General features: G+C 62.3%; 19 protein-coding genes and 1 tRNA gene. 18 read left to right on the top strand and 2 right to left on the bottom strand.

Annotation, left to right across the window (positions count from 1 at the left end):
- Window positions 1-64 precede the first annotated feature (64 nt).
- Complete coding sequence (lspA, locus tag ACVOL0_RS13690) at window positions 65-571, top strand: signal peptidase II (RefSeq protein WP_481549568.1); 507 nt, start codon at window positions 65-67, stop codon at window positions 569-571.
- A 52-nt stretch (window positions 572-623) separates the two neighbouring features.
- Complete coding sequence (gene ispH, locus ACVOL0_RS13685; protein WP_481549567.1) at window positions 624-1,574, top strand: 4-hydroxy-3-methylbut-2-enyl diphosphate reductase; 951 nt, start codon at window positions 624-626, stop codon at window positions 1,572-1,574.
- A 57-nt stretch (window positions 1,575-1,631) separates the two neighbouring features.
- Here ispH and ACVOL0_RS13680 read toward each other — a convergent pair whose 3' ends face one another.
- Entirely contained in the window at window positions 1,632-2,576 is a 945-nt protein-coding gene (locus tag ACVOL0_RS13680; RefSeq protein WP_481549566.1) for a LysR family transcriptional regulator, read from the bottom strand.
- A 153-nt stretch (window positions 2,577-2,729) separates the two neighbouring features.
- Between ACVOL0_RS13680 and ACVOL0_RS13675 the strand changes: the two genes are divergently transcribed.
- From ACVOL0_RS13675 to cyoD, 15 genes are all read left to right on the top strand, one after another.
- On the top strand, window positions 2,730-4,322 hold the full coding sequence (locus tag ACVOL0_RS13675) for a GMC family oxidoreductase (RefSeq protein ID WP_481549565.1): 1,593 nt from the start codon (window positions 2,730-2,732) through the stop codon (window positions 4,320-4,322).
- On the top strand, window positions 4,319-4,579 hold the full coding sequence (locus ACVOL0_RS13670) for a hypothetical protein (RefSeq protein ID WP_481549564.1): 261 nt from the start codon (window positions 4,319-4,321) through the stop codon (window positions 4,577-4,579). The genes ACVOL0_RS13675 and ACVOL0_RS13670 overlap by 4 nt, the downstream gene beginning before the upstream one ends.
- 18 nt (window positions 4,580-4,597) lie before the next feature.
- Window positions 4,598-6,079 carry an aldehyde dehydrogenase family protein gene (locus ACVOL0_RS13665; protein ID WP_481549563.1) on the top strand — a complete coding sequence of 494 codons (1,482 nt, stop codon included), beginning with the start codon at window positions 4,598-4,600 and terminating at the stop codon, window positions 6,077-6,079.
- Between the two features lie 63 nt (window positions 6,080-6,142).
- Window positions 6,143-7,036, top strand: a complete 894-nt coding sequence (locus ACVOL0_RS13660) for a catalase (protein ID WP_481549562.1) — start codon at window positions 6,143-6,145, stop codon at window positions 7,034-7,036.
- A gap of 179 nt (window positions 7,037-7,215) precedes the next feature.
- Window positions 7,216-7,291 (top strand) — tRNA-Thr (locus tag ACVOL0_RS13655).
- A gap of 276 nt (window positions 7,292-7,567) precedes the next feature.
- On the top strand, window positions 7,568-8,104 hold the full coding sequence (locus ACVOL0_RS13650; protein WP_481549561.1) for a Csu type fimbrial protein: 537 nt from the start codon (window positions 7,568-7,570) through the stop codon (window positions 8,102-8,104).
- Window positions 8,105-8,213: 109 nt separating this feature from the next.
- Window positions 8,214-8,747, top strand: a complete 534-nt coding sequence (locus tag ACVOL0_RS13645) for a Csu type fimbrial protein (protein ID WP_481549560.1) — start codon at window positions 8,214-8,216, stop codon at window positions 8,745-8,747.
- A gap of 2 nt (window positions 8,748-8,749) precedes the next feature.
- Complete coding sequence (locus tag ACVOL0_RS13640; protein WP_481549559.1) at window positions 8,750-9,259, top strand: Csu type fimbrial protein; 510 nt, start codon at window positions 8,750-8,752, stop codon at window positions 9,257-9,259.
- Window positions 9,260-9,262: 3 nt separating this feature from the next.
- On the top strand, window positions 9,263-10,048 hold the full coding sequence (locus ACVOL0_RS13635; RefSeq protein ID WP_481549558.1) for a fimbrial biogenesis chaperone: 786 nt from the start codon (window positions 9,263-9,265) through the stop codon (window positions 10,046-10,048).
- A gap of 139 nt (window positions 10,049-10,187) precedes the next feature.
- On the top strand, window positions 10,188-12,491 hold the full coding sequence (locus tag ACVOL0_RS13630) for a fimbria/pilus outer membrane usher protein (protein WP_481549571.1): 2,304 nt from the start codon (window positions 10,188-10,190) through the stop codon (window positions 12,489-12,491).
- Complete coding sequence (locus ACVOL0_RS13625; protein WP_481549557.1) at window positions 12,488-13,462, top strand: Csu type fimbrial protein; 975 nt, start codon at window positions 12,488-12,490, stop codon at window positions 13,460-13,462. The genes ACVOL0_RS13630 and ACVOL0_RS13625 overlap by 4 nt, the downstream gene beginning before the upstream one ends.
- Window positions 13,463-14,186: 724 nt before the next feature.
- Window positions 14,187-15,290 carry a ubiquinol oxidase subunit II gene (gene cyoA / locus ACVOL0_RS13620; protein WP_481549556.1) on the top strand — a complete coding sequence of 368 codons (1,104 nt, stop codon included), beginning with the start codon at window positions 14,187-14,189 and terminating at the stop codon, window positions 15,288-15,290.
- Window positions 15,291-15,292: 2 nt separating this feature from the next.
- Window positions 15,293-17,290 (top strand): cytochrome o ubiquinol oxidase subunit I, encoded by a 1,998-nt coding sequence (gene cyoB, locus ACVOL0_RS13615; RefSeq protein WP_481549555.1) that lies wholly within the window; start codon window positions 15,293-15,295, stop codon window positions 17,288-17,290.
- Complete coding sequence (cyoC, locus tag ACVOL0_RS13610; RefSeq protein WP_481528514.1) at window positions 17,287-17,925, top strand: cytochrome o ubiquinol oxidase subunit III; 639 nt, start codon at window positions 17,287-17,289, stop codon at window positions 17,923-17,925. Before cyoB ends, cyoC begins: the two co-directional genes overlap by 4 nt.
- Complete coding sequence (gene cyoD / locus ACVOL0_RS13605) at window positions 17,925-18,263, top strand: cytochrome o ubiquinol oxidase subunit IV (protein WP_313169194.1); 339 nt, start codon at window positions 17,925-17,927, stop codon at window positions 18,261-18,263. The genes cyoC and cyoD overlap by 1 nt, the downstream gene beginning before the upstream one ends.
- 385 nt (window positions 18,264-18,648) lie before the next feature.
- Here the strand turns inward: cyoD and ACVOL0_RS13600 are convergent, their stop codons facing one another.
- The gene (locus ACVOL0_RS13600; protein WP_481549554.1) at window positions 18,649-20,709 is read right to left on the bottom strand and encodes a putative bifunctional diguanylate cyclase/phosphodiesterase; all 2,061 of its coding nucleotides are present in this window, start codon (window positions 20,707-20,709) and stop codon (window positions 18,649-18,651) included.
- Between the two features lie 131 nt (window positions 20,710-20,840).
- Here ACVOL0_RS13600 and radA point away from each other — a divergent pair, with 131 nt between their 5' ends.
- Complete coding sequence (gene radA, locus ACVOL0_RS13595; protein WP_481549553.1) at window positions 20,841-22,223, top strand: DNA repair protein RadA; 1,383 nt, start codon at window positions 20,841-20,843, stop codon at window positions 22,221-22,223.
- Window positions 22,224-22,315: the final 92 nt, after the last annotated feature.

Genomic DNA, 22,315 nt, shown 5'->3' with positions numbered 1-22,315 from the left:
GTAACGCGAAACGGATGGGGGAGAGCTCCATTCGTTTCATCGCAGTCAACTACAGGCGTATTACATGCAAGCAAAGGCTGTTAAACCCAATGCGTTGATCTACCTGCTGGTGTCCGTGGCGGTGATCGGCCTGGACCAGTGGAGCAAGGCGTGGGTGCTGTCCAGCCTGCCCGAGTTCACCCCGGTGCCGGTGATTGATGGTTTCTGGAACTGGTACCGCACCTATAACACCGGCGCGGCATTCAGCTTCCTCAGCGATGCCGGTGGCTGGCAGTTGTGGTTCTTCACCTTCCTGGCCATCGCAATCAGTGGCCTGATGGCGTTCTGGCTGTCGCGCACGCCGCGTGCAAATTGGCGCAATGCGCTGCCGTATGCGCTGGTGATCGGCGGTGCCATCGGCAACGTCATCGACCGCCAGATTCATGGTCACGTGGTTGATTTCATCCAGTGGTATATCGGTGACCATTACTGGCCGTCGTTCAACATCGCCGATGCGGCGATCGTGGGTGGCGCTATCGGCATCGCCTTGATGGGCCTGCTTGATGGCAAGACCGAGAAAAAAGCCGGATGATGCCGGCATCTGTTCCCGCATTAGCGACCGTCAGCGGTCGGAGTCGTTGAAGATGGACGTATTGCTCGCCAATCCCCGTGGTTTCTGTGCCGGTGTAGACCGCGCCATCGAGATCGTCAAACGCGCCATCGAAACCCTGGGCGCGCCGATCTATGTGCGCCACGAAGTGGTGCACAACCGTTTCGTGGTCGATGACCTGAAGGCACGCGGCGCCATCTTCGTTGAAGAGCTCGACGAAGTGCCGGACGGCAATACCGTCATCTTCAGTGCGCATGGTGTATCGCAGGCGGTGCGTATCGAGGCCGATCGCCGTGGCCTGAAGGTATTTGACGCCACCTGTCCGCTGGTGACCAAGGTGCATCTGGAAGTGGCGCGCCACTGCCGTGCTGGCCGCGATGTGGTGTTGATTGGCCACGAAGGTCATCCCGAAGTGGAAGGCACGATGGGCCAGTGGAACCGCGAGAACGGCAAGGGCAACATCTATCTGGTCGAGAGCGTGGAAGACGTGGAAGCGCTGCAGGTCTCGCAGCCGGAAAACTTCGCCTTCACCACCCAGACCACCTTGTCGGTGGATGACACCCGTGCGGTGATCGAGGCGCTGCGCAAGCATTTCCCGATGGTGCAGGGGCCAAAGAACGATGACATCTGCTACGCCACGCAGAACCGCCAGGATGCGGTGCGTGACCTGGCCACGCAGTGTGATCTGGTGCTGGTGGTGGGTTCGCCGAACAGCTCCAATTCCAACCGACTCAGCGAGCTGGCGCGTCGTGAAGGCGTGGAGTCCTATCTGATCGATGGTGCCGACGAGATCGACCCGCAGTGGGTGGTTGGCAAGCAGCATATCGGCCTGACCGCCGGTGCCTCTGCACCGCAGGTGTTGGTGGATGGGGTCATCGCACGACTGCGCGAGCTGGGCGCCGATGGCGTACGTGAAACCGGTGGCGAGCCGGAAACCATGGTGTTCGCGCTGCCCAAGGAGCTGCGTCTGCGCCTGGTGGACTAGGTGCCGGGGCAGCGTTGTACGCGATGAGGCCGACCCCGTTGGGTCGGCTTTTTTCGTTCACGGCGGTGCAGGAACAATGGTCCCGAAAGGGTTCAGCTGGGTGCTTGCGCGCTCTGCTATGAAGTCGATGAAGACGCGTACCCGCGGAACCTGTGCTGCCATCGGCGGCCATAGCAGGAAAATGCCGGTGGGTGCGATGGCGTGTGCGCCCAGCACCTCCTGCAACCGGCCGCTGGCTATTTCCTCGCGCACCAGATAGTCGGGCAGCTGCACGATGCCGAGTCCGGCCAGTGCAGCGCTTTCCAATGCGGCAACATCGTTGAGCGCGCATTCGGGGGCGAAGGGTTTGGGAATGATTTGGCCCTTGAATCGCCATGGCTCCATCCGCTCATTGTTGGAATGGCGGTAGTAGATGCAGTGGTGGCAAGCCAGCTCATCAATGGCTGTGGGGATGCCGTGTTTGGCGAGATAGTGTGGTGAGGCGCAGGTTATCAGCGCATACGATCCCAGCCGACGCGCCTGCAGGCTGGAGTCTTCCAGTTCGCCGGCCCACAGCGCCAGGTCATAGCCCTCTTCAACAATGTCCCGCCGGTGCGCGTCAAGGCTGAGGGCTATGTTGACCTCCGGGTGGCGTGTGGTGAAGTCATCCAGTGCGGGTAGGACGAACTTGCGGCCCAGGATCGTGCTGACGGTGATCTTCAGGCGCCCACGCGGCGTGCTTTGGCGCATGTTCAATTCGCGCTCGGCGTCCTGCAGGTCCTTCAACACCTTGTCGGCGTAGTGATACAGCACTTCACCTTCGCCGGTGAGTGCCAGCGAGCGGGTAGTCCGGTTGAGCAGGCGGATGCCAAGGCGCGATTCGAGTCGCTCCACCGCTTTGCCTACCGCTGATGCGGACAGCCCGAGGCTGCGGCCCGCGGCGGAGAAACTGCCGGCACGCACGGCGGAAGCGAATGCGATCAAGCCATTCAATGATTCCAGCGATGACAGGACTGAGGACATTTGTTCCTTAGTGTGATGACCGGCGCAGGGATTCCGCCTGCGCCGGGTTCGGCCGAGGATGTCGCCATGGTTCCGTTGCCAATCGCGCTTGCATCAACGCGTTTGCAGACAACGGGAGGTGGGTTGAAGGGCTTGTTGCAGGAGGTGTTCGCCATGGCTACTCGGCAAAAATACGCGGGTACAGGCGTACAGGTGCACGGTGACAGTGCGCATGCAGTGGCGGTTTCGGGCGGCTCGCACTACGACGTGGTGATTGTCGGTGGCGGCTCGGCCGGCGCAGTGATGGCGAGCCGGCTCAGTGAGGATCCGTTCCGGCGTGTACTGCTGATAGAGGCCGGACAGGCCTATGCACCGGATGCGTATCCCGATGCGGTGCGTCTGCAGCACATCATCGGTGGCGATGGCGCGCACGATTGGGGCTATTCGGCCGAGCCCAATATCTATGGCGCGACGATGCCGGTGCCGCGCGGCAAGGTGCTGGGTGGTTGTTCGGCGGTCAACGCGGGTGTGGCGATGCGCGCACCCGCTGGTGACTTCGAGCGCTGGACCGCAGCCGGCCTTGAACACTGGACTGCGCAGGATGTGTTGCCGTTCTTCCGACGCAGCGAGCGCACCGCGCACGGTGAGGATGCCGTGCACGGGCGAAGCGGGCCGTGGCCGATTCACTACCTGCAGGACGATGAGGTCTCGGACATGCAGCGTGCCTTTGTCGCGTCTGCCGTACAGGCAGGTTTCGCGAAGGTGACTGACTTCAACAGCGATCAACCGTTCGGTGTTGGCCCTTATCCGATGAACAACCGGATGGGGCAGCGGCTCAATACAGGCATGACCTATCTTTCCCAGGATGTGCGGATGCGCACCAATCTGTGCATTCGCAGCCAGACCCTGGTTGACCGGGTCGGGTTTGATGGTCGCCGTGCAGCCGCGGTGGTGTTGGCCGATGGTCAGCGCATCGAAGCCGACAACATCGTATTGAGTGCGGGCACCTACGGCACGGCAGCGGTGCTGCTGCGCTCCGGCATTGGCCCCGCCAACGATCTGCTGGAACTGGACATTGATGTGGTCGCCAATCTGCCAGTCGGGCAGCGACTGCAGGAACATCCATTCTTCTACACCACCTGGGCGGCGCGCCCCGATCGGCTCGGTCTGCCGGTGCCACCAGTGGGCGCGATCCTGTGGGCACGGTCATCCAAGGCAGCTGCCAATGTTGGTGACTTCCACGTATCGGCGGTGCACTACGGTGATCCGCAGGCATCGCCCACTGGCGCCATCTTCATGCTGGCGTTGGCACTGACCCGCCCGTGCTCGCTGGGCACGGTGACGCTGCGCTCGCGTGCTGCCGATGTGGCGCCGATCATCGCGCTCAATCTGTTGACCGAGGCGCAGGACCGGCAGTTGATGGTGGAGGGCATCGAGTTGATCCGGCGGATTGCCAGGCAAGGGCCGCTGGCGGCAATGATTGCCGAGGAGATGGTGCCGGGCGCGTTGTCGACTTCGTATGAGGCATTGGAGGCGGCGCTGCCGGCTGCCTTGGACATCTACCACCACCCCACCTCCACCGCGCCGATGGGGGGCGCCAACGATGCGCACGCGGTACTCGATTACCAAGGGTGCGTACGCGGCGTCGATGGCCTGCGCGTGGCCGATGCCTCCGCGTTCCCGGATGTGCCCTGCGTGGCAACCAACCCAACGGTGATCATGTTGGCTGAGCGCATCAGCCAATGGATGCGGGATGCAGGCAGATGATGTGGCGTACCGGGCTCGCGCCGCGGTTCAAACGCACCGTGCTGATCTGGTTGGCGGTGTATCCAACCGTGCTGACGGTGTTGAGTCTGCTAGGCCCACATTTCCGGCATTGGCCGCTGCCACTGCGGGTTCTGGGATCGACGCTGGTCATCGTGCCGATCGTGGTGAATATCAGCGCACCGTTGGTGGAAATGCTGGTGTCTACGGTGCTTCGTTATTGCGCAGCAGGCAAAGAGCGTTCGGCAGATCATGACTAGTCAATGTGTGGAGGCCCCATGAACGGTGCAAGCAAGTCACCAGAGCAACTGCGCCGCGCCGCCAACTGGATCAACGGCATTCCGCGCTTTGATGGTGTGCTCAAGGAATCCATCAACCCGGCGACCTATGAGGTGATAGGCAGCTACCCGGACAATGGGCACGCCGCGGCGATTGCGGCGGTAGCCGCCGCGTCGCAGGCATTTCAGCAGACCTTGTGGGCACACGATCACGAACTGCGTGCCCGGGTGCTGGAGCAGTTGGCGCAGGCGTTCGAGCGCAACCGCGATCGGCTTGCCGGGATTCTGTCGCTGGAGAACGGCAAGGTCGCCGCCGAGGCCGCGTTCGAGCTGGACATGGTGCCCAGCAAACTACGTTATTCGGCGGCGGCCGCGATGTTGGAAGCCGGCCGCGCGCTACGGCCCAAGCCGGGCCGGCTGTCGATGATCCTGCGTCAACCCATGGGGGTGGCGGCGGTGATCGCGCCATGGAACTCGCCGGTGGTGCTGACCATCCGTTCGTTGGCGCCGGCATTGGCTGCCGGTTGCACCGCGGTGATCAAGTTGCCTTCGCAGGTGGCGCAGACCGCCAGCACCATGGCCAGGATCATGGCCGAGGCCGAATCCTTGCCGCGCGGGGTGATCAATCTGTTCTTTGAAAGTGGCCCCGAAGGTTCCAGCTATCTGGTGGACGCTCCGCAAGTGCCGGTGGTGAGCTTTACCGGCTCTACCCGCACCGGGCGGGCGATCAGCAGCAGCGGTGCGAAGCTCTTGAAGCGCTTCGGCATGGAGCTGGGTGGCAAGACACCGATGATCCTGTTTGAAGACGCCGATCTGGGTCAGGCGCTACCAGTGATTGAAAAGGCGCTGACGGTATTCAGTGGACAGTTCTGCATGACCGGCTCGCGCCTGCTGGTGCATGACCGCATCTACGATGCGGTGCGTGACGGCATGGGTGCACGGCTGCGCACGGTCAAGGTTGGCCCGGCTGCAGATCCGAGCAGCGACATGGGGCCGTTGATCGATCGTGCAAATGTGGAGCGGGTGGATGCAGTGGTGCAGGAAGCGATCCGTTCCGGTGCGATCGTGGTTGAACGTGGTGGGCCCATTACCACCGGCCCGCTGCGCCAAGGTGCCTTCTTCCGTCCGGCCTTGCTGGAAGTGTTCGACAACGCACTGCCGATCATCCAGCAGGAAACCTTCGGCCCGGTGCTCACCATTCAGTGCTTCAGCGATGAGGCACAGGCGATCCGCCTGGCCAATGACAACGAATACGGCTTGGCTGCCAGCGTATGGACGCGCGACGTCGACCGCGCCTTGCGAGTAGCCGAGGCACTCGATGCCGGCTCGGTCTGGATCAATGACTGGGCGCGGGTATTTGACGGCACGGAGGAGGGTGGTTTCAAACAGTCAGGACTGGGGCGGCTGAATGGATTGGCCGCGCTGGAAGATTTTCTGGAATACAAACACATTGCGCTGCACCCAGGCTTGGTTGAGCGCTGAATAGCGCTGCACCTCCGCGAGCTGCTGTTGGCTGCCACGGCGATGCGGTGGGAGGACACGGCGATGGCGACGGACATGTCGCAGGCGTTGTTCGCTGCCCTGCACGCCGGGGCAAAGGTGGCGGCAGGTGGCCGCGTGAATCATGCGCGCGGCCTGCTGGTGGAGGGCCACTTCCGCGCCACCTCGACCGCACCGCAGTTCTGCATGGCGGCGGTATTCGGCGGTGAGGAGCTGCGCGTGCTTGCGCGCTTCTCCAGCTCCGGCGCCAATCCGCATATCGATCAACGCAGCCCCGCCGGCGAGCCGCGCGGCCTGGCGCTGCGGATCGGCAACAAGGCGGCGATGGTGCTGGTCGGGCATTCGCTGGAAGGCTTTCCGGCCGGTGACCCCGAAGCGTTTCTAGCCTTCTTGAATGCAGTGAACCAGCGCGAACGCTCGCCAGCGATGCTGGCTGCGCAGATGGCCGGCTGCCCAGCGGTTGCGCGCTTCGAGGGACTGCGTGCGGGCGCGCTGACCAGCAGCTTCAGCGCCTTGGATTACCACATGCTGCACGTCTACCGGCTGATCGCCCCGGACGGACACACGCGCATCGGCCGCCTCAGCGTGCGCGCGACCAAACCTTACGTCGCTCGCGCGCCGCCGGACGGTCCGGACTATCTGGACAAGCGTATGCGCGGTGAACTGTCCAAAGGCAACGTGGTATTCGCCCTGCTGTTCACCCCGGCACCCGAAGGCGAGGACCCGGCCGACATTACCCGCAGCTGGGACCCGGCTGCACCATCGTTCGCGCTCGGTCATATCTGGCTGGAGCGGCTGCTGCCGCAGCAGGCCAGCCAGCGCAAATTGGCCTTTGATCCGGCGTTGTTACCGGCCGGGATGGGGTTTGCTGGCGACGCGATGCTGCATGCAAGGCTGAGGGCGTATCGGTTGGCTGCGGTGCGGCGGTTGGGTCGGTAAGTGCGGGTGCGGCGTTGAATTGCGCGCAGTGGCGCTCAGCTCCCTTTGCAGTGAGGGTTGTTGGCTAGGTAGGGCTACCGGCAAAGTGTGCCGGCGGCAGTCGTCTGAAGGCTTGGGACAGCCTTGTGCGCTGTGCGGATTGACCGCTGCCCCCCGTTTTGCCTACAATTCGCGCCTTCGCCGGAATAGCTCAGTTGGTAGAGCGGCGCATTCGTAATGCGTAGGTCGTAGGTTCGATTCCTATTTCCGGCACCAGATCAGGCCCGCCTTGTGCGGGCCTTTTCTTTTTGTGGCGATTCTGCGCTCAGCGACAAACCGGAGCGCCGCCACACGGCCGGGCAGGCGGCATCCGCGCGCCGTCAATGGAGCGTGTCCGGGTGTGGACGCCGGCCTGGACGTCGTTCCTGAGGGTATCTGAGGGTATCTAAGTTCCTTGAGAGCCCCCTGTGGTAAGACTTCCGTCGATCTGCTCTTACGTTTGTGGTTTATAAAATCCCGAATTCTGTGATGGTGCCAATCCAAGGGGGCGTGATGCATCGTTTCATCGGGCGAGTGGGCGTGCTGGTGTGTGGGATGTTGCTGGCTACATCGGCCGTGGCGGCTACCCAGGTCACCGGGCAGATCCGCAGTTCATTGACCCTGACTTCGTCCTGCCTGGTCAATGGCGCCAGCGGAGCCTCCAATCTCAATTTCGGCACGCTGAACTTTGGTACAGCCACGTCGCTGTTTACGCAGGTAGGCACGCAGCTCCAGGCCAGTGGCGGTGGCGCTGTCGCCATCCTATGCTCGGCGGGCGTCACGCCGACGGTGACGATCCAGGGGGGGCTGCACGATGGACAATCTGCTGGAGGGTCGCGTGCCCTGGCCGATGGCGCCGGCAATTACGTGCCATACGATCTCTATACCGATTCGGGCCTCAACAACCTGTTGTCAAACACCGGGGTCATCCCTCTGGCCACCAGCACCGGCGCGGCGCAGACGTTCAATGTCTGGGGCAAGGCCGTGGGCAAGGCCGGCCTGCCTGCAGGTACCTATACCGACACAATCAGCGTGACGCTGTCGTTCTAAGTGCAGGGCGGGTTGGCGTGGAGGTCCGCGCCTGCCTGCTTCGCCGTGGGCGGTCGCTGCACGCATCCGCTTGTGGCCTTGTTCAAATTGTTCAAACAGGAGATTGGGGATGATTCCTTGGATGTTACGCGCAGGCCTGCTTGTCGGCGGTGTGCTGTCAGCGCAGGTGGGTCAGGCCGCGACGCTGAGCGGTACCATCGATGCGTCGTTGAACCTGATGGGGGGCTGCCAGGTCAATGGCACCAGTGGCGCCTCGGGCTTGGATTTTGGCAAGCTGAATTTCGGTAGCCAGGTTGCGCTGTTTACTTCGGCCAGTACCCAGGTATTGGCTGTCGGCGGTGGCGCGATGACCATCCATTGTTCAGCGGGCGCTGTCCCCGCGATCAAGGTCCGCGGTGGGTCAAACGATGGGCAATCGACAGGAGGCACGCGAGCGTTGGCGGATGGCGCTGGCAATTTTGTACCTTACGATCTGTATACCGATTCCGGTCACAGCCAGCTGCTGGCGATCAACGGAACCGTGACGCTTGCTACCAGTACGGGCACTGCACAGACGGTCAATCTATACGGCAGGGCCGTTGGCAAGGCGGGGCTGCCCGCGGGTGCCTATATCGACACCATCGCGGTCGAGCTGTCGTTCTGATCATGTGGCTGCAATTGGCAAGATTGGGGATCGTGGCGTGGGGGCTGATGTACGCCGCCGACGTCGCGTGTGCCGATCCATCAACCACCTTCCAGGTGAGTGCGAGGATCGTGTCGGGGTGTCTGGTCGTAGGCGGCGGCTCGGACTACGGAAATCTCAACTATCAGACACAGGCTACCCTGATGCAGGGAAGCGTGACCACGGCGCTGGTGTCAGGGGTGAGGCTTCAGTGCACGCCCGGCGTTGCCTTGTCGATGACCGTGGATGGTGGCCTGAACTTCGAGGTTAATACGGGACGAGGGATGAAGCGCAACAGCGGGAACGAGCGCATCCCTTACCAGTTGTATGGCGACGCCGGATTCAACAGGTCGCTGTCGGTTGGGCAGTCGGTAGCGGTCGACTATTCGAATCCGAACGATATTGCGTTGCCCATCTACGGTCGGGTGACGATTCCTGCTGGGTTGCCTGCGGGCACCTACAGCGATGTAGCGCAGATACAGCTGACGTGGTGAAAAATGATTGAAGTCAGGGTGTTCCTGTTCAAGCGGATTCTTGCCGTCGGCACGGTGCTGGGTATGCTGCTGTCCATCGGCGCGGCTTCGGCAGCCAGTTCGGTGCTGATCTGGCCGATAGATCCTGTGCTCCAGAACGAGCAGCAAAGCACGGCGCTGTGGCTGGAGAACAAGGGCGATAGCCCCGTGAACCTGCAGATACGCGTGTTGTCATGGGCGCAGCAGGGTTTCGAAGAGCAATACCAGAACCAGCGTGAGGTGATCGGCATCCCGCAGATGGCCCAGGTGGCGCCGGGGCAGAAGCAGTTGATCCGCTTGACCCGCATGAGCCAGACGCCTGCCGGCGTGCAGCAGGCCTATCGGGTGGTCATCGACGAAATTCCCGGTGCAGTACAGGCCGATGGTGCTGCTTCGGCAACGGTGAGCTTCAGCATGCGCTACATGGTGCCGTTGTTTGTCTACGGCAACGGCTTGTCGCCGGATGCGGCCCGGCAGGTGTCGCGCCCGGAGCTGGCGGGTGATGCTGCTCCCAGGCTTGTCGTGCAGCGCGTGCTGGAGGATGGCAAGGCCTATCTGCAGATCCGCAATGATGGGCGAACGCACGCGCGTCTGACCGAAGTGGCGCAGGAGCATCCGGGCAAGCGCGAGGTGCTGTATGACGGGCTGATGGGCTATGTGCTGCCTGGTGCGACGATGCGTTGGCCGCTGTCGTCGGTGGACAAGGGCAAGGGAGAGTTGGTGTTGCGCGTCAATGGCGCCCCCCAGCTGCAGCACTTTGCCATTGAGTAAGCACGCGATGATCGGAGCTGACGTGCAATGCCGGCTTCCGGGGGCGGACTGCCATAGCCCCCTGCAGTCACATGAGCGCAGCGTTCTCTCTGCGACGCGACGCCTGGGCTGGGCCATCCGGTTTTGTCTGTTGGGCAATGTGGCCGCCATGGGCATGCTGCCGCTGATGCCTGCGCGGGCCGGGGAGCTGCCGCTGCCGCCGCCGGATTCAGCGCCGCTGCCGCTGCACCTGGACCTAGTGCTCAACCAGGTGGAAACCGGGCAGCAGATCATCGTGCAGGAGTGGGCGGGTCAGTTGTACGCCAGCGCGGAGGCACTGCGTGCCGCCGGCATGACACTGCCGCCGGCGATCACCGCCGCCGACATCGCGCTGGAGCAGGTGCCGGGGCTGCAGGTTGGTTACGACCGTGCCATGCTGCGATTGATGCTGGATGTACCGCCAGCGTGGTTGTCTCGGCAGACGGTGAACTACCGGGAAGCCGCGCCGAAGATGACGGCACGGGTCAGCCCGGGTGCCATCTTCAACTACGACGTCTATGTCAACGATGTCCAGGGTGACAGCGGCTACATGGCGGCATGGAGCGAACTGCGCATCTTCGGAGGCGCCGGCAGCTTGATCAGCACCGGTCAGTATCGGCGCAGCTTTGGCGGCAGGGCGGGCGGGCGTGGACAAACGGGCTATCGCCGCTACGACACCACGTGGCGCTTCTCCGATGAGGACAGCCTGCTGACCTATGAGGCGGGTGACGTGGTGACTGGAGCGTTGCCTTGGAGCAATGCGTTTCGATTGGGCGGTGTGCAGTTGTCACGCGACTTCGGCGTGCGGCCAGACCTGGTGACCTACCCGATACCCCAGTTTGCAGGTGAAGTGGCGGTACCCACCGCGCTGGACCTGTTCGTGAACGGTTACAAGTCCTCGAGCACGGAGTTGAAGCCCGGCCCATATACCTTGACCAATATTCCGCTGATCAACGGGGCGGGCGAGGCGGTGGTGATCACCACCGATGCCTTGGGCCGGCAGGTTTCGACCACGCTGCCGTTCTACGTTAGTACGCGCTTGCTGCAGCCGGGTCTGGTGGACTTCTCCGTTGCAGCCGGCAAACTGCGCAATGATTATGCAATCCGCAATTTCAGCTACGGCGAAGCGGCCGGTAGCGGCACCCTGCGTTACGGTGTGACGGACTGGTTGACCCTGGAGGGGCACGCGGAAGCAGCGAACGGCCTGTCACTGGCAGGCGGCGGTGCGAATGTGCGCGTGGGCACTCTGGGGGTGATCAATACGGCGGCAAGCCGGAGCCGGTTCCAGGGGCGGAGTGGCCAGCAGTTCGCGCTTGGCTATCAATACAACGCGCCCTGGTACGGCCTTGCCTACCAGCGCCTGCAGCGCCAGTCCGGCTATGCGGACCTGGGGGCCATCAGCACGCAGACGCTGCTTGCGAGCAGGCGCAGTGAACAGGCTACGGTGAGCGCGCGCCTCGGCAACTGGGGGAGTGCCGGGCTGGGCTACTTCGATGTGCGTAACCCCGACGACTCGCGTAGCCGTCTGCTCAACCTGTCGTGGAGCCGGTCATGGCGGCGGGGGCTGAGTTTCTTCCTATCGGCCAATCGCGACGTGGAAACCGGAGGCTGGTCAGCCGCGGCACAGCTGACGGTGCCAATGGGGGCGCGCAACAATTTCGCAGTCGCCGCCGAGCGGGACCGGCGCGGGGAGCTGCGTGAGCGGGTGAATTTCAGCCGGCAGACGCCTACCGATGGCGGTTTTGGTTACGGCTTCGGCTATGCCCATGGCGATGGCGATGATTACCGGCAAATGGATGCCACCTGGCGTGGTGACCTGGTGCAGCTGCAGGCCGGTATCTATGGCAGTTCGGGGGCGATGACACGCTGGGGGGGCATCAGTGGCTCCACGGTGTGGATGGATGGGCACTTCTTTGCCGGCAATCGCGTCGACGATGCGTTCGTGGTGGTCAGTACGAACGGATACGCCGGGGTGCCTGTGCGCTATGAGAACCAGAATGTTGGGCGCAGCGGAAAGAGCGGGCACCTGCTGGTGCCGTGGAGCAGGGCCTATTACCCGGCCAAGTATGAGCTGGACATGTTGAACCTGCCGGCCGATGTGCGCAGTTCGCGGATCGAGGAAAGGGTGATGGTGCGGGCGCGCAGCGGTTACCTGCTGGAGTTTCCGGTGATGCGTGTGCGTGCTGCCAGCCTTGTGCTGACCGATGCCAATGGTCGTCCGCTGCCGTTGGGTTCGAGCGTCCGCCATCAGGAAACCGGCGTGAGCACCGTGGTGGGCTGGGATGGCCTGGTCTACCTGGAAAACGTGGGCAAGAAGAACCACCTGCAGTTGACCTTATCCGATGGCAACAGCTGCTCGGCGGAATTCAGCGCCGATGAGGGCAGTGAGCCGATATTGATGACCGCCCCCCTGGTATGCCGATGAATCTCCCTGTCCGCATTGCGCTGCTGTTTACCTCGTTCCTGCTTGCGCCGCGGGCGGCGGCCTTGTGCGCCACGGTAGCCAGCGAGTCTGCCAGCTTCGGTGATATCAGCTCGAATCGCGCGCGAACAGCTGTGCAGTCCACTTCCACCATCAATGCAGGCTTGCGCTGCTCTGGCAATCTGCTGAGTTTGTTGAGAGCGGATGATCATGTATATGTGACAGTGACTTCGAGCGGCACAGGATTGATCGGGCCGACGGGTGATGTGCTCAACTACAACATCTACGCGACCAACAGCACGGATCCGGCTTATGTGATCAATCGCAGTACCCGGTATGACATGGCGCGGAACAGCATCATGGATTCACTGGGGGCCTTGGGTAGTACGGTGCCAGTAAATGTTCCCCTGTATTTTGGAACCGCTACAGGGGGTAATCCGGCGGCGGGTGTCTACAGTGAAATACTGTCCTTGTACTGGGATTGGGACTATTGCACCGGCTATGACAGCTCCGGGACCTGCACGGGCAGGGATATCAGCAGTGGGACCGTTCCCCTCACGGTCAGTGTGACGGTCAGCAACGACTGCACGATCAGTGCTCCCAATATTTCCTTTGGTGACGCTCCGGTAGTAGCTGCATTCCCAACGGTCAATCAGTCCGTCGGGGTCAGCTGCACTAAGGGCAGTCCGTACACGGTAGGGCTCGGTGGCGGGCAGAATCCGAATGGTGGGCGGCGGCATATGGCATCGGGCCCCAAGCTTCTTGCCTACGATATTTTCAAGTCCGCTGGAACGACTGTCTGGGGAAGTATCGGTTCGGCTAGGCGTTCAAGCGCGGATGCCGACGTGAATCCAGGCAATGGGTTGGGTGTCGGTAGCCAGATATTCAACTACAACGCCAGAGTGTATTCGGAGCAGGCGACGCCGCCCGCTGGCAGCTATGCCGATACCATCACTGTGGATGTGACGTTCTGATCTCTTCAGTGGATGCCGGTGCGGCATGGTGATGGGTGGTAGTTGAATTCAGTTTTGAGGTTGATGCCGGGCAGCGGAACTGCAGGTCAGGGTGCAATGGTGTAGCCGGGCGTTGAGTGAGGTGAGATCCGTTGCCTGCGTATCAACAAGGTTCCTGCCGCACAGGCCTGTATGCCTCGGTAATGGGGCATCTTGCACTGATCGAGCCCTTTGTCTCGTGCGTACCTACCCTGGCTGAACCGGGGCCGGGCTTACCTGAATGACGGGGTTTCTTGTCGGCTTCGCTGGCATGCCGATGCAGGCTCGGTCGTGGCACATGGCCGATGTCTTGTAACGCATTGATTTTGTTTTATTTTTAGCTTCAGGTGTTTTCGGTTCGTTGTTCGCATCAGAGTGCATGTCTTTGGCGCGTGATCGATTTCCGGCTTGAAGCTGCCTGCGTGGCGCAGGTGATGCGGGCCCAAGGCGTGAAGGCGGGCATCGCGACAACGCCAGGGTCAAGGCACTGCGCAGGTGCGACAACGTGTCGCACAGGATTGCCCGCTTTTGCTGCGCGAAATCATTGTCAATACCTTTCTTAAGTGGTGCGTGAAGGCCTAAAATTGCGGGGCTGAAATCTGACAACCCCCTACATGTCTCCCCGGTGGGCAATCCCCGGGCGCTCGTTTGCGTTTGCATGTATGGGCTTGCCAGGTCCGGCTCTCCCTCGCAATTGGATCGACCGATGATTCCGTTGAAAACTCTTGGACGCTTTTTGCGTCCGGGCCTCATTGTCGCTATGGCCGTCATGATGACGGGCTGCGACTGGGCCCTGTTTGACCCCAAGGGCCAGATCGCCCGGGATGAACTCACGCTGCTGATCACCTGTACGGTGCTGATGCTGCTGGTGGTCATCCCAGTGATCGTGCTGACGCTGGTGTTCGCGTGGAAGTACCGCGCATCCAACACCAAGGCCCGTTACGAGCCCAACTGGTCTCACTCCACCGCCATCGAAGTGGTGGTCTGGTCGATCCCGTGCATGATCATCCTGGTCCTGGCCGTGCTGACCTGGCGTTCTTCGCATGCGCTGGATCCGTACAAGCCGCTGGAGTCCGATACCAAGCCGGTGGTGATCGAAGCGATCTCGCTGGACTGGAAGTGGCTGTTCGTCTACCCGGAAGAAAACATCGCCGTGGTCAACGAGCTGACCTTCCCGGTTGATGCCCCGCTGAACTTCAAGATCACCGCCGATACGGTGATGAATGCGTTCTTCATTCCGCATCTGGGCAGCATGATCTACTCGATGGCCGGCATGGAAACCAAGCTGCACCTGATCGCCAACGAGGCAGGCAGCTATGAAGGCCGCTCCTCGCATTACAGCGGTGCAGGCTTCAGCAAGATGCATTTCACCGCGCATGCGGTGAGCAATGAGGAATACCAGGCCTGGTTGGCCAAGGTGCGCGGCGATGCCAAGGTCATGGACCAGAAGGCGTTCGCTGAACTCACCACCGAGCAGAACCACGACTGGCACCCGGTGACCTATTACGGCAGTACCGAGAAGGGCCTGTTCGACGCCATCATTGCCAAGCATGCCGGTGAGAATCACCACTTCGGCATGAAGCACGATGGCAAGAAGATGTCGCACGAAGGTGCTGGCCACGAGGCGATGCAGGCCGAAGCCATGGACCACGCTGCGATGGGCCATGACGCGATGGACCACGCTGCCATGAGCCACGAGGCTCCTGCCGCCGCTGCGCCTGCTGCCGCCACGGCTGACGGCCACGCCGGTCACACTGCCAACGAGCCCGCCGAAGCCGCACATGCCGGCCATGGCGCCTCGGGAGAATGACGATGCTTGGAAAACTCTCTCTTGATTCACTGCCGCACGATCCCATCGTGCTCACCACCCTCATCGGCGCGATGCTGGGCGGCCTGGCTGTTGTAGCCGCGGTCACCAAGTTCAAGCTGTGGGGCTACCTGTGGAAGGAGTGGTTCACCTCGGTGGACCACAAGAAGATCGGCGCGATGTACCTGATCGTGGCGTTCGTGATGCTGCTGCGTGGCTTCTCCGACGCGATCATGATGCGTGCCCAGCAGGCGGTTGCTGCTGGCGGCGCCGAAGGCTATCTGCCGCCACACCACTACGACCAGATCTTCACCGCCCACGGCGTGATCATGATCTTCTTCGTGGCCATGCCGCTGATCACCGGTTTGATGAACCTGGTGGTGCCGCTGCAGATTGGTGCCCGCGACGTTGCCTTCCCGTTCCTGAACTCGCTGAGCTTCTGGCTGTTCGTCGCAGGCTGCGGCCTGATGATGATCTCGCTGTGGATCGGTGAGTTCGCCGCGACCGGCTGGTTGGCGTTCCCACCCTTGTCGGGGTTGGAATACAGTCCAAGCGTCGGTATGGATTACTACATCTGGGCGCTGCAGGTCTCCGGCCTGGGTACCACGCTGAGCGGTATCAACTTCTTCATCACCATCCTCAAGATGCGTAGCCCGGGCATGAAGCTGATGCACATGCCGGTGTTCAGCTGGACCGCCCTGGTCACCAACCTGCTGATCATTGCTGCCTTCCCGGTGCTGACCATCACCCTGGTGCTGCTGACCCTGGACCGTTACCTGGGTACGCATTTCTTCACCAACGATGGTGGCGGCAACGCCATGCTGTACATCAACCTGATCTGGATCTGGGGCCACCCGGAGGTCTACATCCTGGTGCTGCCGGCATTTGGTGTGTTCTCTGAAGTGATCGCCACGTTCTCGCGCAAGACCCTGTTCGGCTACAAGGGCATGGTCTACGCCACCTGTGCGATCGGTGTGCTGTCGTTCCTGGTGTGGTTGCACCACTTCTTCACCATGGGCTCGGGTGCCAACGTCAATGCCTTCTTCGGCATCACGACGATGATCATCTCGATCCCGACCGGCGTGAAGATCTTCAACTGGCTGTTCACGATGTACCGCGGCCGCGTGCACTTCACCTCGCCGGTGTTGTGGACGATCGGCTTCATGGTCACCTTCACCATCGGCGGCATGACCGGCGTGATGTTGGCGATCCCGGCCATCGACTTCGTGCTGCACAACTCGCTGTTCCTGATTGCCCACTTCCATAACGTCATCATCGGCGGCGTGGTGTTCGGCATGTTTGCCGGTATCACCTACTGGTGGCCGAAGATGTTCGGTTTCACCTTGAATGAAACCTGGGGCAAGCGTGCGTTCTGGGGCTGGTTCATCGGCTTCTACGTGGCCTTCATGCCGCTTTACGCACTGGGCTTCATGGGTGCCACGCGTCGTATGCAGAGCTACCCGAACATGGACTACCAGCCGTACTTCATCGTTGCTGCTGTCGGCGCCGCGATCATCGCCCTGGGCATCCTGTGCCAGGTGATCCAGATCGCCGTGTCCATCCGCGACCGCAAGAAGAATGCTGACCTGACTGGCGATCCGTGGGATGCCCGTACCCTGGAGTGGGAAACCGCTTCCCCGGTGCAGTTCTACAACTTCGCCACCCTGCCCAAGGGTGAGGAGCTGGACGAATTCTGGCACCGCAAGCAGCGCGGCGAAGCCTGGCAGAAGCCGGCCAAGTACAGCGACATCCATATGCCGAAGAACACCGGCACCGGCGTTGTCATCGGCGCGTTCAGCCTGGTGCTGGGTTTTGCGATGGTCTGGCACATCTGGTTGCTGGCCATCATCGGCCTGGTCGGCATGATCGCCACCTTCATCTACCGTACCTTCGACAAGGACGTGGATTACTGGGTGCCGGCGGCCGAGGTGGAACGTATCGAAAACGAACACCGTAAGCACCTGGAAGCTCAGGGCTTGGTGAAGACCGAGGTGAAGGCATGAGCACGAACGCCCACACGATGACCCACGGTTCCGCAGCGCACGCTGCGGACCATGGCGATGACCACCACGAGCATCACGACACCAGCGAGAACACCGTCTTCGGTTTCTGGGTGTACCTGATGAGCGATCTGCTCATCTTCGCCACCCTGTTCGTGACGTATGTGGTTCTGTCCGGCGGCACCAATGGTGGCCCGTCGGCCAAGGACCTGTTCGAGCTGCCGTTCGTGGCGTGGGAAACCGCGCTGCTGCTGGTGTCCTCGCTGACCTTCGGCCTGGGCATGATCGCCATGCACCAGTCGAAGAAGGGCCTGATGTTCTTCTGGCTGGCCATCACCTGGCTGCTGGGTGCCGGCTTCATGGGCATGGAAATCTGGGAGTTCAACCACCTGATCCATAACGGCCACGGCCCGGACAAGAGTGCCTTCCTGTCGGCGTTCTTCGCCCTGGTTGGTACCCACGGTCTGCACGTGACCGCTGGTCTGCTGTGGTTGGCAGTGATGTTCATCCAGCTCAAGCAGGATGGCCTGACCCCGCGCAACAAGACCCGCATGGCATGCCTGAGCCTGTTCTGGCACTTCCTGGATCTGGTCTGGATTGGCGTGTTCTCTGTCGTTTATCTGTCGGGAGCGATGTAATGTCCGCACATGACAATCATGCACACGGTGCCGCTGGCGAAAGCCACGGCAGCGTCAAGTCTTACCTGATCGGCTTCGTGCTGGCTGCAGTGCTCACCATCATCCCGTTCTGGGTGGTGATGAGCGGTGGCATGTCCAGCTTCGCCACCGGCGCGGTGATCGTGGTTGCAGGCATCCTGCAGCTGCTGGTGCACCTGGTGTTCTTCCTGCACCTTGACCGTTCCTCGGCTGCCCGCTGGAACGTCAATGCCGGCATGTTCACCCTGGTGGTGATCGGCATCATCGTGCTGGGTACGTTGTGGGTCATGTGGAACATGAACGCTCACATGATGCACTGAGCGGTTTGATCGCTTGGATGTTGAACAAAGGCCGCCGCAAGGCGGCCTTTGTTTTTGTTTCGCTTTTGTAGTGCCGAGCCATGCTCGGCAGGGGCCTTCCCGGCAATGCACCCGCCAGCTGCAGCTGTAGGAGCGGCGCAAGCCGCGAAGCTGGCCATCCTTAAGGGGGCGGCATTCCTGGGATCTGCAGAATCCCGGACTTCGCGGCTTACGCCGCTCCCACAAGGCTGGCTGGCATTGTTGGCGAAGCCGCTGCCGAGCATGGCTCGGTTGCCCCCTCCCTCTGGCGAAGCCAAGGGGAGGGCTGGGGAGGGGGTGGCTTTCGGGCTTTTCAGGCGTTGCCAGCTTCGCGGCTTACGCCGCTCCTACAAACGGCGGGCTTGCTTCAGCTATTGCGGCTGATGAAATCCGCAGCCGCCATCGGCCGGCCGAGGTGGTAACCCTGCAATACGTCGCAGCCCAGTTCGCCAAGGAAGTTACGTTGCGCCTCGGTTTCCACGCCTTCGGCGACGACCTGCAATTGCAGCGTGCGGCCCAGTGCGATGATCGAGGAGACGATGGCCGCATCCTCGCTGTTGTGCTCCAGGTCACGGACGAAGGCACGGTCGATCTTGAGTTCCGTCGCTGGCATGCGCTTGAGATAGAGCAGGCTGGAGTACCCGGTGCCGAAGTCATCGATGGCGATGCGTACGCCCATCGCGGTCAATGCTTCCAGTATCTGCAGGCTGGCATCCACGTCCTTCATTGCGGTGCTTTCGGTGACCTCCAGGGTCAACTGGCGTGGGTCCAGTGCGTGGCGCTCAAGCGCACAGCGCACCGTCTCCACCAGCGTCGGCGAGGCGAACTGCAGTGGTGACAGGTTCACCGCCATTGACCAATCCGTGTTGCCGGCGTCATGCCAGCTACGCAGCTGTGCGCAGGCGGCGTCCAGCACCCATTCGCCGATCGGGATGATCAGGCCGCTGCGTTCGGCAACGGGAATGAATACATCGGGCGACAGCAGGCCCAGCTCCGGATGGTTCCAGCGCAGCAGCGCTTCGGCACCGTTGGCGCGGCTGCCGCCGGCCGGGAACTTGGGTTGGTAGTGCAATACCAGTTCATTGCGTGCGGTTGCGTGGCGCAGGTCCTGCAGCAGGCGCAGGCGCTGGCGCGTACCTGCCTGCATGGTCGAGGTGAAGAATGCGTGGCCGTTCCGGCCGCTGTGCTTGACGTGATACATGGCCGCATCGGCATGCATCATCAACTCGCGTTCGTTGCTGGCGTCCTCTGGGTACAGGGCGATGCCGATGCTGGTGCTGACCAGTAGCTCGGCATTGTCGATCAGGAAGGGCGTACTGATGGCGGCGCTGATCTGCTCAGCCATCAGTGCAGCATCGTCGGGTGTATCGATCGCCATCACGATGACGAACTCATCGCCACCGAGGCGGGCGAAGGTGTCCTGGCTGCGCAGCAATGCGCTGATCTTCCTGCTGAACTGCACCAGCAGGCGGTCACCAAGCTGGTGGCCGTAGGCGTCGTTGACGTTCTTGAAGCCATCCAGGTCGCAGAACATCAAGGCCAGTCCGAATTCGCGCCGGTTGGCTTTCTCGATGGCGCGCTCGATGCGGTCCTGCAGCAGCACGCGGTTTGGCAGCTGGGTCAGGGGGTCGTGCAGGGCTGCCTGCACCAGCTTTTCATTGGCATTGGCCAGTGAATGGGCCAACAGGCCGGTACGCAACCGCATCTGTCCGTCGAAAACCGAGGCCAGCAGTGCGACGGCAAGGGTGGCAATCGTGGTGACGATCACCAGCCCGGCAAGCAGGTGTGTATCCAGCCCGCCACCGCTGATCGCGCCGCAGATGGCGTTGGCGGGAAAGCGTGCAGCAGCCATGCCGGTGTAGTGCATGCCGACGATGGCAATGCCCATCACCAGCGATGCGAGCAGGCGCATCGGCATCAGCCTGGGTTGTTCATGGCGCAGGCGCTGTGCGATCCACAGTGCCGCCGCCGAGGCGCCGATGGCGATCAGGATCGAAGCGGTGAACCATGCCGGGTCGTAATCGATGCCAGGCTGCATCTGCATTGCAGCCATGCCGATGTAGTGCATGGCGGCAATGCCCAGTCCCATCAGCACCGCGCCAGCCAACAGGCGGCTGACTGCTAGCCGTTGCCGCGACACCAGCCACAGTGCATACATGGAGGCGGCAATGGATGCCGCCAGCGAACAGACGGTCAGGAGCAGGTCGTAGCCGACCGGGATCGGCAGCTTGAAGGCGAGCATGCCGATGAAATGCATCGACCAGATGCCCAGGCCCATCGCCACCGCGCCACCCACCAGCCAGATGCGCGCTGCCCGACGGCTTTGGCTGCTGGCAACACGCGCTGACATGTCCAGCGCGGTGTAGGAGGCAAGGATCGCCACCAGCAACGAGACGACAACGAGGCCCTGATTGTAAGTGCCGATCATGCGAATTCCTGAACGTCGAGACGGAGCATAGCCCCGCTTAGCTAGCGGCAGCAGTGGCGGGGACTTTAGCTGTCGCAGCCTTTGCGACATTGGTGGGCTATCCTGCGGCGCTGACGCAGATAGGAATTTCCATGGCCAAGACCCGCAGCGCATACGTCTGCAGCGAATGTGGCGCCGAGTACAGCAAGTGGCAGGGCCAGTGCACCGAATGTGGTGTATGGAACGTGCTGAGCGAGATCGTGCTTGAGACCGCCACGGCGGCAAAGGCGCCGGCGGCACGCCGCAGTGGCTGGGCCGGCAAGGTCGAGGCACCCAGGATCACCGCCTTGAAGGACGTGCAGCAGACCGAGCATCTGCGGGTTTCCACCGGCATCAGCGAGTTCGACCGGGTGCTGGGTGGTGGGCTGGTGGAAGGCGCGGTGGTGTTGGTTGGCGGCGATCCGGGTATCGGCAAGTCCACACTGCTGCTGCAGGCGGTGGCCAAGATGGCCAGCAGCTTGCCGGTGCTGTACGTCACCGGCGAAGAGTCGCTGTCGCAGGTGGCCGGCCGGGCGGTGCGCCTGGACCTGCCACTGGAGGGCATCAACGCACTGTCCGAGACCGGTGTCGAGAACATCCTGCAGCACGCGGTGAAGGCGCGGCCCAAACTGATCGTCGCCGACTCGGTGCAGACGTTGTGGACCGAGGCGCTGACGGCCGCGCCGGGTTCGGTCAGCCAGGTGCGCGAAAGCGCAGCGCGGCTGGTGCGCTTTGCCAAGGAAACCGGTACGGCTGTGTTTCTGGTCGGCCATGTCACCAAGGAGGGCGGTATCGCCGGCCCGCGTGTGCTTGAGCACATGGTGGATGCGGTGCTGTATTTCGAAGGTGAAAGCGGTAGCCGCTTCCGCATCCTGCGCGCCTTCAAGAACCGCTTTGGTGCGGTCAATGAGCTGGGCGTGTTTGCGATGGGCGAAAAAGGTTTGAAGGAGGTGCCCAATCCATCGGCGATCTTCCTGTCTGGTGGCAGCACCCGCCAGCCCGGCAGCTGCGTGATGGTGACCCGTGAAGGCACCCGGCCGCTGCTGGTGGAAGTGCAGGCGCTGGTGGATTCCTCGCCATTGTCCAACCCGCGGCGGGTGGCGGTGGGTCTGGAGCAGAACCGGCTGGCGATGCTGCTGGCGGTGCTGCACCGTCATGGCGGCGTGCTGGTCGGCGATCAGGACGTGTTCGTGAATGTGGTTGGCGGCATCCGCGTACAGGAGACCGCCGTCGATCTGCCGGTGCTGCTGGCGGTGCTGTCCTCGCTGCAGGACCGGCCGCTGGCGGAGAAGACCATTGCCTTTGGCGAGGTGGGTTTGTCCGGTGAGATCCGCCCGGTGCCCAACGGTGAGGATCGCCTGCGCGAGGCTGCGACGCATGGCTTCAAGCGCGCCATCGTGCCCAAGGCCAATGCGCCCAAGGCCGGCACGGTGAAGGGCATGGAAGTGATTGCGGTGGAGCGGCTGTCGCAGGCGCTGGAAGCGGCAATGGAATAAGCATCAACTGTAGTGGCGCGCGCCGCACACCCGGGGGCGGGCGGGGGAAGGGCCCACAGCCGAACGGGAGGGGGCCCCACACCAGCATGGTG

It is taken from the genome of Stenotrophomonas sp. STEN021 (genome assembly GCF_056760175.1).
The sequence above is the reverse complement of the archived record's forward strand: the minus strand, read 5'-3'. Positions and strand labels throughout refer to the sequence as shown.